Annotated in this window: 11 protein-coding genes and 1 pseudogene; 5 read left to right on the forward strand and 7 right to left on the reverse strand. The window is 72.3% G+C overall.

Annotated elements, in window-relative coordinates; genetic code table 11:
- Window positions 1-123 precede the first annotated feature (123 nt).
- The 3 genes from ACLQ26_RS18525 to ACLQ26_RS18535 form a co-directional block, all read right to left on the reverse strand.
- On the reverse strand, window positions 124-903 hold the full coding sequence (locus tag ACLQ26_RS18525; protein WP_425745588.1) for a methyltransferase domain-containing protein: 780 nt from the start codon (window positions 901-903) through the stop codon (window positions 124-126).
- 141 nt (window positions 904-1,044) lie between these two features.
- A complete protein-coding gene (locus ACLQ26_RS18530) occupies window positions 1,045-2,790 on the reverse strand; it encodes a hypothetical protein (protein ID WP_425745589.1) in 1,746 nt (581 codons plus the stop codon).
- A 210-nt stretch (window positions 2,791-3,000) separates the two neighbouring features.
- The gene (locus tag ACLQ26_RS18535; protein WP_425745590.1) at window positions 3,001-4,563 is read right to left on the reverse strand and encodes an FAD-dependent oxidoreductase; all 1,563 of its coding nucleotides are present in this window, start codon (window positions 4,561-4,563) and stop codon (window positions 3,001-3,003) included.
- A 74-nt stretch (window positions 4,564-4,637) separates the two neighbouring features.
- Between ACLQ26_RS18535 and ACLQ26_RS18540 the strand changes: the two genes are divergently transcribed.
- From ACLQ26_RS18540 to ACLQ26_RS18550, 3 genes are all read left to right on the forward strand, one after another.
- On the forward strand, window positions 4,638-5,240 hold the full coding sequence (locus ACLQ26_RS18540) for a helix-turn-helix domain-containing protein (protein ID WP_425745591.1): 603 nt from the start codon (window positions 4,638-4,640) through the stop codon (window positions 5,238-5,240).
- Window positions 5,241-5,408: 168 nt separating this feature from the next.
- The gene (locus ACLQ26_RS18545) at window positions 5,409-5,711 is read left to right on the forward strand and encodes a DUF1905 domain-containing protein (protein ID WP_425745592.1); all 303 of its coding nucleotides are present in this window, start codon (window positions 5,409-5,411) and stop codon (window positions 5,709-5,711) included.
- 63 nt (window positions 5,712-5,774) lie between these two features.
- Window positions 5,775-7,340 (forward strand): hypothetical protein, encoded by a 1,566-nt coding sequence (locus ACLQ26_RS18550; RefSeq protein ID WP_425745593.1) that lies wholly within the window; start codon window positions 5,775-5,777, stop codon window positions 7,338-7,340.
- Between the two features lie 83 nt (window positions 7,341-7,423).
- Here the strand turns inward: ACLQ26_RS18550 and ACLQ26_RS18555 are convergent, their stop codons facing one another.
- The 4 genes and pseudogenes from ACLQ26_RS18555 to ACLQ26_RS18570 form a co-directional block, all read right to left on the reverse strand.
- On the reverse strand, window positions 7,424-10,849 hold the full coding sequence (locus tag ACLQ26_RS18555; protein WP_425745821.1) for a DUF7507 domain-containing protein: 3,426 nt from the start codon (window positions 10,847-10,849) through the stop codon (window positions 7,424-7,426).
- A 48-nt stretch (window positions 10,850-10,897) separates the two neighbouring features.
- Window positions 10,898-12,265 (reverse strand): annotated as a pseudogene (locus ACLQ26_RS18560) (choice-of-anchor A family protein); the annotation flags it as partial.
- A gap of 92 nt (window positions 12,266-12,357) precedes the next feature.
- A complete protein-coding gene (locus tag ACLQ26_RS18565) occupies window positions 12,358-14,103 on the reverse strand; it encodes a sulfatase-like hydrolase/transferase (protein WP_425745594.1) in 1,746 nt (581 codons plus the stop codon).
- Entirely contained in the window at window positions 14,103-15,020 is a 918-nt protein-coding gene (locus ACLQ26_RS18570) for a CDP-alcohol phosphatidyltransferase family protein (protein WP_425745595.1), read from the reverse strand. Before ACLQ26_RS18570 ends, ACLQ26_RS18565 begins: the two co-directional genes overlap by 1 nt.
- A gap of 93 nt (window positions 15,021-15,113) precedes the next feature.
- Between ACLQ26_RS18570 and ACLQ26_RS18575 the strand changes: the two genes are divergently transcribed.
- Both ACLQ26_RS18575 and ACLQ26_RS18580 read left to right on the forward strand, forming a co-directional pair.
- Window positions 15,114-16,097: a dehydrogenase gene (locus ACLQ26_RS18575; protein WP_425745596.1), complete on the forward strand. Its 984-nt coding sequence runs from the start codon at window positions 15,114-15,116 to the stop codon at window positions 16,095-16,097.
- Window positions 16,098-16,099: 2 nt separating this feature from the next.
- Window positions 16,100-16,498: a 6-pyruvoyl trahydropterin synthase family protein gene (locus ACLQ26_RS18580; RefSeq protein WP_354860845.1), complete on the forward strand. Its 399-nt coding sequence runs from the start codon at window positions 16,100-16,102 to the stop codon at window positions 16,496-16,498.
- The last annotated feature ends 13 nt before the right edge of the window (window positions 16,499-16,511 follow it).

Genomic DNA, 16,511 nt, shown 5'->3' on the forward strand with positions numbered 1-16,511 from the left:
TCGCCGGTCCGGCCGGCGGCCGTCGGTGCCGGCCAACCCAGCCTGCCAGCTCCGATGGGACGTTAGGGAAGATTCCCGGCACAATCGCCTTGGGGTACGTCGGGACCGGCCCGTCGCGCGGCGTCAGGCTGCTTCGGCCGTGACCAGGTACAGGGTGAAGCCCGCCAGCAGGGGACCGTCCGTGAGACGCCGCAGCCACGGCTGAGCGTCCGCGTCGGTCAGCTCGCCGGCCGCCACGGCGCGGGCCGAGTTGCGCTCCAGCCCCAGGATCCGGTCCGCCGTGTCGAAGTCCCGGAAGACGACGGCGATCGCCTCGACCGACCGCACCCGCAGGCCCGCCCGCGCCGACAGCCGGATCAGCTCCCGCCCGATCGTCGGATTCCGTACCCGCCCTGCCACGAAGCGGGCGAAGCGGCGGCTCGTCGACACGTCCTCGTCCGCGACCGCCAGGGTGTCCCAGTCCGGCTCGGCCATCGCGACCACCCCACCCGGGCGCAGCACCCGACGAACCTCCGCCAGCACCGTCGCGGGATCCGCGACGTGCATGAGGACCCGATCGATCCTGGCCCGGTCCATGCTCGTGTCGTCCAGCGGAAGCGCGTGCGCATCGCCCGCACGCAGGTCGATCCTCGGCCGGTCGCTCAGCCGCCGGCCGGCCTCCGCCAGCATCCGCGCGTCACGGTCGACGCCTATCACCCGCCCGCCGGCCTGGACCGCGTCGGCCAGCCGTCCGAGATCGGTCCCGGGGCCACAGCCGATGTCCACCACCGCATGTCCCGGCCGCAGGTCGAGAACGTCGACGACATGCTTCTTGTAGTCGCGACCGACAGCGGTGGCCGCCGCCGTGTCCAGGTACGCGATCTGGTCGGCGGCCGTCGTGGTGGCGCTCGTGAGCTGACTCATCGGCCCATCCCAACACGGGATTGTGGGCGTACCGCGAAGATGGTGCGCAGATCCCGTGAAGGCGCCCCGGGCTCCCCGCCGTCACAGCCGGGCCGTGACCCGGGCCCACGCGCAGGCGCACGGACCCGGGTCGCGGCGAGGTCAGTGCCGGGCGGTGCCGTTGTCGCTGACCGGCTGCCCGAAGGCCAGGAACGGTACGGGCGTCGGAGGTTCGGGCCGCGTGAAGATCGGCTCAGGACGGTTGGCGGGGATCTCCGAGGTGGCCGTCCGATCCGTCGGCTCCAGCGGGTACCGCAGGGGCACACCACCCGAGCGCACACCGCCGGCCTGGTCACCACCGGTGTGCTCGGCGCCGGCGTCGGTGTGCGTGGCGTCCGCGTGCGTGGCGTCGGTATGCGTGGCCTCGGTGTGCTCGGTCTCGGCCCGGCTCTGGTCGGCCCGGGTGTCGTCGGCACCGTCCGGGTTGGCATCGGCCCGGTCGGCATCGGCCGGGTTGGCATAAGCGCGGTCGGCGTCGGCCCGGTCGGTGTCGGCGCGGTCGGTGTCGGCGCGGTCGCTCGCGGGCCGGTCGACGGGAAGCAGGTCGACACCGGTGCGGGCCGCGCTCGACCGGGAACCGACCATCGGGTACTCGGCGGTCTCCGTACCGCCGGCCGCGGCGGCCATCACGGCGGCGGCGGCCAGGTCGGCCACCCGCTTCGCCTCCCGCTGCACCCGGGCGCGGACGTCCTTGGCGTGCCGCTCGGCGGAATCGCCGGCCCGCCGGGCCTCGTCCAGCCGGGTCGCCTCGGCGGTCAGGTCCCGCCGCACCTCGGTCAACCGCTGCTGGACGCGGGACAGCTCGTTCTCCAGGGTCTCGCCCTCCCGGCGGACCTCGGCGAGCTGCTGCTGGGCGGTCTCCAACTCGGCGTGCAGTTCGGCCGACTCCTCCCGACGCTCAGCGATCTCCTGCTGGAGCGCGGCCAGCTGCTCCCGGTGGCTGGCCGCCTGCTCGTCGGCCCGGTTCCGCAGCTCGGTCACGTGCTGCTGCGCCTCGGCCAGCAGCGCGGCGATCTGCTGCTCGGTGGAGCTGCGCTGCTCGGCCAGCTCATCCTCCGCGGCCGCCTGCAACTCGGCGATCTCCTGCTCGGCGGCGCTACGCCGCTCGGCGACCTCGCGCTCCACACCGGCCTGCCACTGGGCCATCTCCTGCTGGTTCTTGGCCCGCGTCGCCTGGACCTCCTGCTGGATCTGGGTGCGGGCCGACTTCATCAGCGCGTCGGCGGCGACCCGGGTCTGGTTGAGCTGCTGCGCGCTCTGCTCGGTGATGCGCTTCGACTCGTGCTGGGCGCGCTCGTACGCGGCCTCGCCGTCGGCGCGCAACTGCTCGGCGCGCTCCCGGATCGCGGTCAGCTCCGCCTCGGCCACCGCGCGTCGCTCCTCGTACGCCTGCTCCTGCTCGGTGCGCCGCGCGGCCAGCTCCTCCGACAGGTCCTGGCGTGCCTGCGCGGCCCGCTCGCGGGTGTCGGCGAGGATCCGCTCCGCCTCGGTGCGCAGCTCGTTGGCCCGGTCGCTGGCCGACTCGGTGATGAGGGCGGCCTGCTTCTCGGCGAGGGTCAGGATCTCGCCGACCATCGGGCCCAGGTCCTGGAATGAGGCACGGTCCACCTGCACCGGCTGCTCGTGCAGCTCGGCCAGCTCGGCGCGCAGCCGCTGCACCTCGGCGGTCAGCTCACGGACCCGCACCGCCGAGCGCCCGTGCTCGCCGCTGAGCATCGCGATCTGGCCGTCGAGCTGCTCCAGGTGCCGATCCACCTGGCGTTTGTCGTAGCCGCGCAGGGCGAGCTCGAAGCTCGGCCGCGAGGCCGCGTCGTCGCGTGCTGCGAGCGGCTCAGCGCCGATGGACATGCACCATCCTCCGTACGATCGGGGGCGTCAGGGCCGGCGGTCGACCGCCCCTGCGGGCCGTGAGTGTGGCGCAACGCTACCGCCGAGCCCACCCCGGTGCGAGGCCCGCCCCGTCTCGATACCGCACGCTTGTCGATCGTGGAGTCGTGGCGCCCGGAAGGCCCCGATCCGCGGCTCTTGTCATCCAGCACGACTCCACGATCGACAGGTTCAGCGGCGGCGAGCCAGCAGGACCGCGTCGTGGTGGACGACGTCGTGCGGACCTGGGCGGGCGCGGGTGTCGGTGGTGAGCACGTCCCACCGGGCCGGGTCCAGCGAGGCCGCCACGTCCTCGGCGGTGTACATCATGTCCGGCATGTGCATCCGGTGCCCCGACGTCCACAGGTCCGACGGGTGGTGCCCGACGATCAGCAGCACGCCGCCCGGGGCCACCGCGTCGGCCAGCCTGGCGAACAGCTCCCGCCGTGGCGTCGGGGGCAGGTGCATGAACTGCGCCGACACCAGGTCGTACGCCTCCTCGGCGGGTGGCTTGTCGCGCAGGTCGACGTGGGTGAACTCGATCCGGTCCGCGACCCCGGCGGCCTCGGCGTGCTCGGCGGCCCGGGTCAGCGCGGTGGTCGAGATGTCCACAGCCGTCACCCGCCAGCCGCGCTCGGCTAGCCACACCGCGTCGGCGCCCTCACCGCTGCCCACGTCCAGGGCCCGGCCCGGGGCCAGGTCCGTGGCCTCGGCGACGAGCTGTGGGTTCGGGCGGCCACTCCACACCGCCGGCTTGGACTGGTACCGCTCCTCCCACGCCGGCTCCTCGAAGGTCGTGGCCACCAACTGCCGGTACGCGGTCACCGCGTCGCGGGTGTCCTCCGCGATGAGGTCGGCGTTGATCGCCGCCGCGGCGGTGAGGCCGGCGGCGGCGGAGGTGATGACCTGGCCCCGCAGGTCGGCCACGTTGCCGGCCACCCAGACGCCCGGCACGGTCGTCGCCCCTGTCGCGTCGGCCGGGATCTGGGTGCCGATCACGTGCCCACCCACCGTCACCTCCTCGGGGGCCAGGCCCAGCCCCACCAGCAGGTCGGCGCGGGGCGCGGTGCGGGTCCCGACCACCACCACGTCGAGGGCCACCACCCGGCCGTCGGCGAGCCGTACTCCCTTGAGCGCGTCCCCGTCCACCTCCAGCGCGGCGACCGGGCCGGGCACCACGGCGATGCCCCGGGCGGCGAGCCGCTCGGCCGTCTCCGCGTCCGGGGCCGGGGCGTCGTGCAGCAGGAGCAGCACGTCGGAGGTCCACTGCCGCCACATCTCGGCCTGGTGCACGGACATCGGCCCGGTCGCCAGCACGCCGACCCGCCGGTCGCGCGCCTCCCAGCCGTGGCAGTACGGGCAGTGCAGCACGTCACGGCCCCACCGCTGCGCCACACCGGGCACGTCGGGCAGCTCGTCGGTGAGCCCGGTGGCTACCAGCAGGCGGCGGGCCCGCACCGAACCCCCGTCGTCGAGGGTGAGGCGGAAACCGTCGCCGTCCCGGCTGGCGGCCCCCACCCGGCCGGCGCGGAACTGCCCGCCGTACCCGGTCACCTCGGCGCGTCCGGCCGCGAGCAGCTCACCCGGCGGCGTCCCCTCCCGGCCCAGGTAGTTGTGCACGTGGTCGGCCGGCGCGTTGCGCGGCTCGCCGGAGTCGATCACCAGCACCGACCGCCGGGCCCGGCTCAGCGCCAGGGCCCCGCTGAGCCCGGCCGCGCCGCCGCCCACCACCACCACGTCGTATGTCTCGTCCACCGGATCGTCCCCCTACTTGTCGGCTGAGCCCACCATCCGTCGCCGCCGCCCCGGTGGCAAGTATCGTTGCCGTTATGGCAAACGAGGACAGCGCCGCGCTGGCGGCCGTCGGCCCCCGACTGCGCGCCCTGCGCCACAAGCGCGGCACCACCCTGACCCAGCTCGCCGAGCTGACCGGCATCTCGGTGAGCACCCTGTCCCGGCTGGAGTCCGGCACCCGCCGGCCCACCCTGGAGCTGCTGCTCCCGCTCGCGCGGGCGTACCAGGTGGCGCTGGACGAGCTGGTGGACGCCCCGGCCACCGGCGACCCTCGCGTACGCCCCAAGCCGATCGTCATGCACGGCGTGACGTACCTGCCGCTGACCCGCCGACCGGGCGGACTCCAGGCGTTCAAGCAGATCTTCCCGCCGGACCCGACCGCCGGGGGGCGGACCCCACAAACCCATGAGGGGTACGAGTGGCTCTACGTGCTCTCGGGCCGGCTGCGCCTGCTGCTCGGGGACCGCGATCTCATCCTGACGGCCGGGGAGGTGGCCGAGTTCGACACCCGCGTCCCGCACCTCGTCCTGAATCCCGGCCCCGGCACCGCCGAGGCGCTCAGTCTCTTCGGGCCACAGGGGGAGCGGCTGCACGTCCGCGCCCGCCCCGCCGCTGCCACCCCGCAAAGTCGGCAGTGACCGCTGGACGGGAAACCGTCGGCCGGCAGGTGTGGCATGGTGCCCGGGTGTTCGACAGTCGTGCCGCCCTGGAAGCCGTGGTCCGGCGTGCCGTGGAGCTTGAGGACGACGACGACGAGACGGTCGCCGCCGGTCAGGAATGTCGGCCCAGCGTGTGATGCTGGGACCGTGGTATTCGTCTTCGAAGCCGAGGTGTGGAAGTGGGAGGCGCGGCGCGCCGGCAGTTGGGCCTTCGTCAGCCTGCCGGCCGACGCAACTCAGGAGATCCGTGAGTCGACCGACGGGTCGCGTCGGGGCTTCGGATCGCAGCGGGTGCGGGCCACGGTCGGCGGCAGCACGTGGGCGACATCGATCTTCCCGAGCAGCGGAGGTGGCCCCTACGTGCTGCCGATCAAGCGCGCCATCCGCGAGGCGGAACTGGTCGATGTGGGTGACGTCGAGACCGTGACCGTCGAACTCGTCGACTTCTGACCACCGGGGACACCGGCGAACCCGGCCGCCGTGCCAGGCGGCGCTCCCCACTACGGTCACCCGGTGACCGCATACGACGTCGCCGCCCGGCTTCCCGATATCGAACGGCTGAGGCAGCGCTGCAAGGCATTGGCCGTGTTGGAGCGCGTCATCGACGGCGGGGAAGCCTGCTACTCCTACACCTCGACCTGGGGCACGGACGAGGCGGCGCTGATGAGCAACGGTAGCGGCGACGAGTGGGCCGTCGTTTTCACCGCCGACGGTGCGTTCATTCGACTCTTCGACCACGAGTCGGCGATGTCGCCGTACGACGAGCCGGACCACGAGTTGTGGCCAGGGCTGCTTGACGGCCTCCCCGAGGTCCTGCGCCCGCAGGTGGCGGAGCCCGCCTTCTGCGACGAGACCGGGCGGTTCCTCGCGACAACGGTGTTGTGGCGGCTCGCGGGCGACGAGCGCTGGCACGCCGGTGACGGCATCGACTTCCCGCCACCGCTCGGGCCGTACGACGACACGGGGCCGGACGGGTCCGGCATGCTCGACATCCTGCTCGACGACATCGTCGACCGCTTCGTCGAGTTCGCCGCCGACTACTACGACATGGAGGTCGACCGGACGGCGGTCGAGCACATCGTCGCCCATCGACCGCTCACCGACACCGTGACGAGGGCGCTCAATCCGCACCGCACCGTCGCCGACGTGCGGACGGACATCGTCGCGATTGGCTACCCGATCGCCGGAGACGGCACGCGCCCCGGCGCCGCGAGGGTGCGGGTCGAACCTCATGGGGCGTTCTCCGTGAACAGCGTGGGAACGAGCGGAACACCCTTCCCGATGAGTTTCAGCGTTCGCGAGACGGACGGTTCGTGGATGGTCGGTGCGGCCGCGGCCAAGGCCGTGGAACTGGCCGACCTGCTCGTGCCTGCCGGCAACGACACGATCATGGTCGTTGGCCTGGAGACCAACAGCTTCCTGGACGAGAGTTACCAGCAGTGGCTGCCCTCGCGTATCGCCGCGGAGCAGGGCGTCAGCGTCGAAACACATGACGTTCGCGTGCTGGCGTCCGGCGTCGTCGGCCTCAGCCAGGAGGCCCTGCTGATTCACCGGGATCACCTGTCCCGGTTTCTGAAGGGTTGGTCACCCTACGAGCTGACACTGCTCGACGTCGCAGGTACGCCGACCGCCGAGCGCCTCGACGAGATGATCATCACGGTCGGAGGCGCCAGATTCGACGAGCCGGTCCTGCCTGCTCTCTCCGGCTCGCGCCTGTTGTTCTCCGGCCACGACGACTGCTATGTCTCCGTCGAGACGACGGACCGGACGGTACCCGCCGCGCTTCTGGGCCGTCTCCTGGCCCTGCTGGTTGGCTCGGCGCTGGTCGACATCTCCTGGGTGGAGGTGACGGCGCCGGAGATCGAGACCGTGGAGAGCCTGATCGAGGAGAGCAGGAACTGGGTCGGCGTAATCGCCACCACGAGGCGGGGCACGGTGACGATCGATCTGCACGCCACCTCCGAACCGTGGCGGCTTGGTCAACCGGTCCCGGCGCAGGCCGATCGCAGAGCGGTCTACGACGTGCCGGCCGGGTTGTGGCGGTGGCCCGGCGCGCTCACGTCGCGTTCCGCGGGGTGACGTCGGCAGTCACAGCCGCAAGGTGACGTGCCGCGAGGGCCGGACCGGTTCCCCTCCGGTCCGACCCTCACGATCGTTCCGCGCTAGGCGCGGAGTCTGCGCTGCCGGACGACAAGCAGCAACGCGGCACCGAGGAACACCGCCAGCACACCGGCCGCCATCCAGCCGCCGATCGGGAACGACGTGCCGGTCACCGGCAGCTTCCCCTTCACCGGGATGGTGATGGTGGACTCCGGCGCCACCGGCGCCGGGCCCTCCGGCGGGGTGCCGGTCGCCGTCGCGCTGTTGCGCAGCGAGCCGTGGTGGTAGTCGGCCTTGCTGACCGTGTACGTCGCCGCACAGGTCACGGCTGCACCGGCGGCCAGGGTGACCGCGCCGTTGGGTGTCCGGTCCGGGCCGCAGGTGATCGGGCCGAGGTTGGCAGGTACCGCCGGTGCCGTGAGGGTGTCGGTGACAGTCACGTCGGTAAGCGCCACGCGTCCGGTGTTGGTGACCACGAACTGGAACGGCACCTGCTGACCCAGGCGGGTGATCTTCTCGGTGCTGCTGGACTTCACCACCGTGATGGCGGCGCCACCCCGGGTGGCCGTGACCTCGGCGGTGGCCGGTCCGGAGCGTACCGGTGACGGTGGTTGTTGGCCGGGGATGGTCGGCGGTGTGCCGGCCGCCACGGCCGTGTTCGTGATCGTGCCGGCGTCGATGTCCGCCGCGGTGACGGCGTAGGTCGACGTGCAGGTGGTGCTCGCCCCGGCGGCCAGGGTGACGCTGCCGTTGGCGACCGGTGGGGTGCCGCAGGTGATCGCCCCGGGCGTGCCGGTGCCGGAGAACTGCGTCTCGTCGACAGTCACCGCGCTGAGCGCGGTGGTGCCGGTGTTGGTCACCACGAACCGGTACGTGACGACGTCGCCTGCCGTCGACACCACCGTGGGTGTGACCGACTTGGTGATGGCGATCGCCGGGTGCGGGATCGGGATGTCCAACGGGGACGGCGGGGAGACCGGCGGCGGCCCGAACGGTGGCGTGCCGGTGGCGGTGGCGACGTTGCGCAGCGACGAGCCGGCGAACTCCTCCGCCGTGACGATGTAGGTCGTCCGGCACTGGATGGAAGCACCCGGCGTCAGGGTCACCTCGCCGTTCGGGATGTTCTGCGGTCCGCAGGTGATCTCGCCGAGATCGTCCCGCTCGGACGGCGGCAACACGGTGTCGTTGACTGTCACTCCGGTCAGCGTGAGGCCGCCGGTGTTGACCACCAGGAAGGTGTACGGCACCTCCTGGCCCGCCGCGGTGATCGCCACAGTGGTCGACGACTTGATCACGTCGATGTCGGCCACGAGCCCCGCCTGGGGAATGGTCAACGTCGAGGGCGGCGAGTTCACAGGCGTACCCCCGGGCGGGGTGCCGTGTGCGGTGGCGGTGTCGGTGACGCCGTTGTTGTCGAGGTCGGCCTGGGTGACCGTGTAGGTGGCCGTGCAGGCGGTGGACTCACCCGGTGCGAGGGTCGTCGTCGCGCAGGTGATCGGGCCGAGGTTGGCGTTGGACGAGGGCGGCGCCTGGACGTCCGTGACGTTCACGCTGGTCAGGGTGAGCCCGCCGGTGTTGACGACGTGGAACCGGTAGGGCACCTGCTGCCCGACCGTGCCGATCGTGGTGACGTCGGAGACCTTGACCACCGAGATCGCGGCGACAAGCCCAGATTCGGGGATCGTCAGTGTGGACGGCGGCGAGTTCACCGGAGTCTCGGTGCCCGGCGGCGTGCCGTGCGCGGTGGCGGTGTCGGCGACCGCGTTGTTGTCGAGGTCCGCCTGGGTGACGGTGTACGTGGCCGTGCAGGCGGTCGCCGCACCCGGCGCGAGTGTGGTCTGCGGGCAGGTGATCGGCCCGAGGTTCGCGTTGGACGAGGGCGGGGTCTGCACGTCTGTGACGTTGACGTTGGTAAGCGTGACGCCACCGGTGTTGATCGCGAGGAACTGGTAGGGGACCTGCTGCCCGACAGTGGTGATCGTCGTCGTGGTGGACGACTTGACGACCGAGAGCGACGGCGTGACGTCGGCCGCCGGGATGGTCAGCACGACCTGGTCCGAGTCCACCGGCTCCTCGGTCCCCGTCGGGGTGCCGTGCGCGGTGGCGATGTCGGTCAGTTCGTCATGGTCCAGGTCGGCCTGGGTGACGGTGTAGGTGGCCGTGCACGCGGTGGTCTCGCCGGGCGCGAGCGTGGTCTGCGGGCAGGTGATCGGCCCGAGGTTCGCGTTCGAGGACGGCGGGTCCTGCACGTCTGTGATGTTGATGTTGTTCAGTGTCACGCCGCCGGTGTTGGCGACCAGGAACCGGTAGGGCACCTGCTGGCCCACCGAGCTGATGGTCGCGCTTGTGGACGACTTCACAAGTGAGATGGCCGGGGAGGGCGCGTCACCCGGGATCGTGAGCGTCGACGGATTCGACTGGACGGGCGTTCCCCCGCCGGGCGGGGTGCCGTGCGCGGTGGCGGTGTCGCGTACGGCGCCGAGGTCCAGGTCGGCCTGGGTGACCGTGTAGGTGGCGGTGCACGTGGTCTGCGCGCCGGGGGCGAGTGTGGTCTGCGGGCAGGTGATCGGGCCGAGGTTGTCGTTCGACGACGGCGGGGTCTGTACGTCGGTGACGCCGACGTTGGTCAGGGTGAGTCCGCCGGTGTTGACCACGTTGAACGTGTACGGCACCTGCTGCCCGGCGGTCGTGATCGTGACGGTGGTGGACGTCTTGAGCACCGCGATCGCGGCGACCAGGCCGGTCTCCGGCAGGGTCAGCGTGGACGGCGGTGAGTCCACAGGCGTACCCCCGGGTGGGGTGCCGTGTGCGGTGGCGGTGTTGGTGACCTGGTCGTTGTCGAGGTCGGCCTGCGTGACCGTGTAGGTGGCGGTGCACGCGGTCCGCGCGCCCGGCGCGAGGGTGGTGGCGGCGCAGGTGATCGGGCCGAGGTTGTCGTTGGACGAGGGCGGCGCCTGCACGTCTGTGACGTTGACGTTGGTCAGGGTGAGTCCGCCGGTGTTGACCACGTGGAACGAGTACGGCACCTGCTGCCCGACGGTCGTGATCGAGGCGGTGGTGGAGGTCTTCGTCACCGTGATCGACGGGATCAGCCCCGCTGCCGGGATGGTGAGCGTGGACGGTGGCGAGGTGACCGGGGGACCGGTGGGTGGCGTACCCCGGGCGGTGGCGGTGTCGGCGACCCGGTCGTTGTCGAGGTCGGCCTGGGTGACTGTGTAGGTGGCGGTGCAGGTGGTGGTCGCGCCCGGTGCGAGGGTGGTGGCGGCGCAGGTGATCGGGCCGAGGTTGTCGTTCGACGAGGGCGGGGTCTGCACGTCGGTGACGCCGACGTTGGTGAGGGTGAGGCCGCCGGTGTTGGCGACCAGGTACCGGTAGGGCACCTGCTGGCCCACCGAGGTGATGGAGGTGGTGGTCGACGACTTCACGACGGTGATGGCGGCGGTGAGCCCCTGTGCCGGAATGGTCAGGGTGTCTGGATCGGACACCACGGGCGGGCCGGTGGGTGGGGAGCCCTGAGCGGTGCCGACGTTTGTGACGCCGCCGTTGTCGAGGTCCGCCTGGGTGACCGTGTAGGTGGCGGTGCACGCCGTCCGGGTGCCGGGGGCGAGGGTGGTGGCCGCGCAGGTGATCGGGCCGAGGTTGGCGTTCGACGAGGGCGGGGTCTGCTGGTCGGTGACCGAGATGTTGGTCAGCGGGACGCCACCGGTGTTGACCACGTGGAACGAGTACGGCACCTGCTGGCCGACGGTCGTGATCACCGTGGTGGTCGACGCCTTGATCAGGTCGATGCCGGCCGGGCTCGCGCCCGCACAGGACAGCGTGGTGCTGAACGGGAAGTAGTGGATCTCGCCGCCGCGGTGGTCAAGCGTACGGGTGATCACGCTGCCCTCGGTGTTCGTGGCCGAGAGGTCGGTGAGGCTGGCGTTGGGGGCGTAGATGGTGCCCTCGACCGTGGCGGCGCCCTGCGTGAGGGTGAGCGCGGTGGCGGTCGGGAAGTTGAACAGGATGTAGCGCGCCTGTGGGCCGCCGATGCCGGAGAAGTTCGGGGCGGTCCAGGCGAACGTGTTGCCGACGCCCGTGGTGTCCACGTTGACCAGCAGCGGGGTGCTGGCGGTCGGCTGGCTGGCGAAGGTGAGCGTCTGGATGTTGGCCAGGTCGGCGGCGGTCAGGTTCAGCACGTTCGTCACGCCCGGGGTGAGGGTGACCACTGCGTTGCTGCCCGCGGGGATCGGTCGGGGGAGCACGTCGCCGTTCGGAGTCCGGAGGACCACCGTGTTGTCGCAGGTGGCCAGGCCGGCGGTCGTGTCGCGGAAGGCGGCGAAGGCGCCGGCGAAGTTGATCGGCGAGGTGGGCCCGACGCTGGGGACGGGCTGGCGGGTGACCAACTCCACCCGGGGTGCGGCGTCGTAGTTGTCCGACGGCAGGATCCGCGTGTTGACCTGGGCGCCGTTGTTGTCGGTGTCGCGCACGAAGGTGCCGGTCAGGTTGCCGACCTTGGCGTATCCGCTGGAGAGCACCTGCAGACGGGTGCCGCCGACGCTGCCGGCGAAGTTCACGCGCCCGCCGACGACGAGGGCGCTCGGCCGGGCGTCGCCCGGTACGACGAACGACCCGGCGGTCGCCCCGGCGAGTTGGTAGTTGCCGAAGGTGAGGTCTCCGCCGACGGCGAGGGTGCCCTCGTTCTCGTCGCTGACGACGTTGGCGTCGCCCTCGGTCATGACCCCGAAGCTCAGCGCCTCGGCGACCGGGTCCACCGGCCCGACGTCCTCGGCCGCGGTCAGTACCCGATTCGGCAGGGTCTCGGCCGGCGTCGGTGCCAGCAGAGCGTTTACCGCCAGGATGGCGCCGACGGCGGTAAGCGCCGCCGCGCGGGTCCTGCGGCTACCCCACGAAGAAATCCTCATCACGCCCCCGTTGTGTCCGATGTGCCAGGGGAGCGTAGCGAGGCAAATGTCGAGCTATGAGCTATTTGTCCGAAATGGCTAACGTGGGACGGTCAGCGCGGCGCGGCCAGCGGCGGCGCCGACGGCCCGAACGTGGTCAGGAACCGGTCCCGGAAGGTGTCCATCGGCCACACCGGCGCCTGCGGGCCGGGCCGCAGGCCGTCCTGCCAGCCCCATCCCGCGACCCGGTTCAGGACGACCGGGTCCCGGGCGACGATGGTGATCGGCACGTCCCGGCTCGCGCCCTCGCCGGTCACCACCGGGGCCGGCTGGTGATCGCCGAGGAAGACCAGCACCAGATCGTCGTCGCCGTAGGTCTGCACGTAGGAGATCAGCGTCTCCAGCGAGTAGGCCACGGCCTGCCGGTAGCCGGCCCGGATCCGGCCGGTGTCCCTGTCGTCGGAAGCGCCATCGTTCCTCGCGCCGGCGTCACCGTGGTAGACCGCCCCGTCGCCCACCTCGTCCCACCCGATCATGTCGGGCACCGCCGTCCACGGGGAGTGGCTGGAGATCAGCGGGATCTCCGCCATGATCGGACGGTCCGCGCCAGCGCGGACCTGCCGCTGGAAGAACGACAGCGTGTACTGGTCGGGCATCGGGGCGTAGCTGAACTTCGGGCCCCGATAACCGAGCGCCGCGGCGTCGTAGTAGCGGTCGTAGGAGAAGAAACCCTGCTCCGGCCAGGGCTGGGTTGCCGCCGGCAGCACCCCCACGGTCTGCCAGCCGGCCCGGCGGAACGCCCCGTTGAGGGTGAGCCGGTCGCTGGCCAGCAGGGCGCGGTGGCGCTGCTCGTTGTTCGTCCACAGACCCGACAGCAGCGTGTCGTGGGCCAACCAACTGCCGCCGCCGAACGTCGGGGAGGTGAGGAACCCGCTGCGCGCGCCGTACCCCGCCGCGCGCAGCCGCTCCGTCCCGGTGTCCAACACCGCGTTCACCTGCGGCGCCAACTCCGGATCCTCGACGGCGTCGCGCCCGTAGCTCTCCACGAAGGCGAGGACGACGTCCTTGCCCCGCAACCCGGTCAGCAGTTGGTCACCCGGGACGTCCTGGAACGGATCGGCGTCGATCTGGGCGGTGAACCGGCCACGGTCGGCCAGTCGCGCGTCCACCTGCTCGGCGTGCGCGCCGACAAGCGCGGTGGTCCCGGCGTCGGCCACCGGCACGCCCGGGACGATCCGCACCCCGACGACGGCGCAGACCACCCAGGCGACAGTCAGCGCGGCCACCGCCCGCGTCGCCACCCGCTCGTGGCCGACCAGCAGCGACGCCAGCCGCTGTACCGCCACTGTCGCCACCACCAGCAGCGCGCCGACCAGCAGCACGACGCCCACCACCGCGCCGACCGCGCCGGCCCGCCCGGCGGAGTCCCGCACGAACCCGTACGCGTCGTCGAGCAGCAGCCAGTCCAGCACCAGGTCGAACGGCCGGTCGAGGGCCGTGCGGAAACCCAGGTCGGCGAGCTTCACGATGGCCAGCAGCCCGAGCAGCGGCCCCACCACCGCCACCACCACCCGCCGGGATCGTGGCGGCAACGCCAGCAGCAGCGCCGCGACCAGCAGACCCTCCAGCGGGATGCGCAGGAACGCGCCGGGTGTCAGCTCGCCGAGCCGGTCCGGGCCGACCAGGACGGCGTACACAAGCACCACCGCGAGCACCGCGCCGGCGGCCGACCACGTCCGCCGGGCACTGCCGCGCCGCACGGGCGACACCACGGGAGTACGCGCCGAAGCGTCACCACTCGACCCGGAGCGCGGGCGTTGGCGGGCGGTCAGCCGGCGCAGCCGGGCGGGAAGGCTCATCACGACCTCCAGTCGGAGTGGACCGTACCGCCCGAGCGGGCCGCCAGCGCGGGCACCGGGCCGGGAACCGGCAGCAGCGGCGGCACGACGAGCGGCGCGTGTCGACCCAGCGGGAGCAGGGGCAGCGCCACAGGTGCGGCGGGCGCGGGCGTGGCGACCAGCAGCGCGACCGCGATCGGCGCGGTGACGCCTGGCGCGGTGACAGTCGGTGCGGCGACCGGCGGCGCGACCGGGCGACGGTGCCACAGCCAGGCCACGTCGCGGCCGAACGACTCGACAAGCAGCGCCAGCGCCGCCACCAGGACCACAGTGGTCCACGGCTCCGGCAGCACCCGTGCGGCGGCGACCGCCAACACCACCCCCTGCGCGGCGGCCACCACCTTGCGCCAGAAGCGTGGCGGCAGCGCCGCGTCCAGCCACGGCAGCACGGTCATCGCCGCGACGAACGCGTACCGCATCAGGCCGACGGCCAGCACCCAGCTCCCGGCCGCCGGGGCGACGTACACGCTGAGCACCAGGATGAGGAACGCGTCGACCTCCATGTCGAAGCGGGCCCCGAGCGCGCTGACCGTGCCGGTGCGCCGGGCGACCTGACCGTCCACCGCGTCCAGCAGCAGGGCCACCGCGCTCAGCGCGACCAACAGCCCCACCGGCGTCGGACGGCCGAACGAGTCCACCACAAGCGCGGTCACCGCGCCGACCAGGACGGCCCGGGCCAGCGTCACCCGGTCCGCGGGACCGAGACGGGACGCGCCGGCCAGGTGCAGGCCCCGGCTCAACGCGAGGCAGGTGAGCGCCGCGTAGCCGGCCCCCGCCAGCCAACCCGCCGGGCTCAGACCCACGGTGGCGGCCAGCGCCGCCAGCACGACCAACTGCGCGCTCAGCCCGATCACCGGACCGCTTCGAACTGTGGGCACCGTACCTCCGTGTTTATGATCGACGACCCCGACAGGGAACACGGAAATCAGGGCCGTTCGGTTCGACCGGGACAAAAGGTGAGGTGTGCGAGGGTGATCCGCGAGGCGTACGCCTGCTGGGTGCGCGAGCCCGGCGCGGCGGAGATCCGGCCGGTGTCGCTGCCCGTTCCGGGGCCCGACGAGGTGCTGGTGCGAGCCCGCTACTCCGGGGTCAGCCGGGGCACCGAGACACTTGTGTTCGCCGGCCGGGTGCCCGCCGACCAGTACGCGGCGATGCGCGCCCCGTTCCAGGAGGGTGACTTCCCGGGCCCGGTGAAGTACGGCTACCTCAGCGTCGGCGTGGTCGAGCAGGGCCCGCCGGAGCTGCTCGGGCGTACGGTGTTCTGCCTGCACCCGCACCAGAGCGCGTACGTCGTGCCGGCGACCGCAGTGGTGCCGGTGCCGGACGACGTGCCGCCCGCCCGCGCCGTACTCGCCGGCACTGTGGAGACCGCCGTGAACGCCCTGTGGGACGCCGCGCCCCTGGTCGGCGACCGGGTCAGCGTCGTCGGCGCGGGCATGGTGGGCTGCTGTGTCGCCGCGCTGCTCGCCCGGTTCCCCGGCGTGCAGGTCGAGCTTGTCGACACCGACGCCCGTCGGGCCGGGATCGCCGGCGCCCTCGGTGTCGGGTTCGCCCAGCCGGACGACGCGACAGGTGACCGCGACCTGGTGGTGCACGCCAGCGCCACCTCCGCCGGGCTGCAACACGCGCTGGACCTGCTCGCGCCCGAGGGCACCGTGATCGAGCTGAGCTGGTACGGCGACCGGCCGGTGCAGGTGTCGCTGGGCGGCGCCTTCCACTCCGGACGGCTGACCGTGCGCAGCAGCCAGGTCGGCATGGTCGCGCCCGCGCGGCGGGGCCGCCGCAGCTACACCGATCGGCTGGCACTGGCCCTGGACCTGCTCGACGACCCGGCCTTCGACGCGCTGATCACCGGCGCGTCCCGGTTCGCGGAGCTACCCGACGTACTCGCCCGACTGAGCACGGGTGACCTGCCCGCGCTCTGCCACCTCATCACCTACGACGACGGGGAGTGACAGTGTTCAGCGTGACCGTTCGGGATCACATGATGATCGCCCACAGTTTCCGGGGCGAGGTGTTCGGTCCGGCCCAGCGCCTGCACGGGGCGACGTTCGTGGTGGACGCGACGTTCCGCCGCCCCGATCTGGACGCCGACGGCATCGTCGTGGACATCGGCCTGGCCACCGAGCAGCTGCGGGCCGTGGTCGGCGAGCTGTCCTACCGCAACCTCGACGACGAGCCCGCGTTCGCCGGAATGAACACCACCACCGAGGTGCTGGCCCGTACCGTCGCCGACCGCCTCGCCGAGCGCGTGCACGCCGGTGAGCTGGGCGCCGGGGCGCGTGAGCTGGCCGGCATCACCGTCACCCTGCACGAGTCACACGTCGCCTGGGCCAGCTACGAGCGGTCGCTGTGACCGACGCGGGCCG

This window comes from Micromonospora sp. DT43, assembly GCF_049841645.1.
GTDB lineage: Bacteria > Actinomycetota > Actinomycetes > Mycobacteriales > Micromonosporaceae > Micromonospora.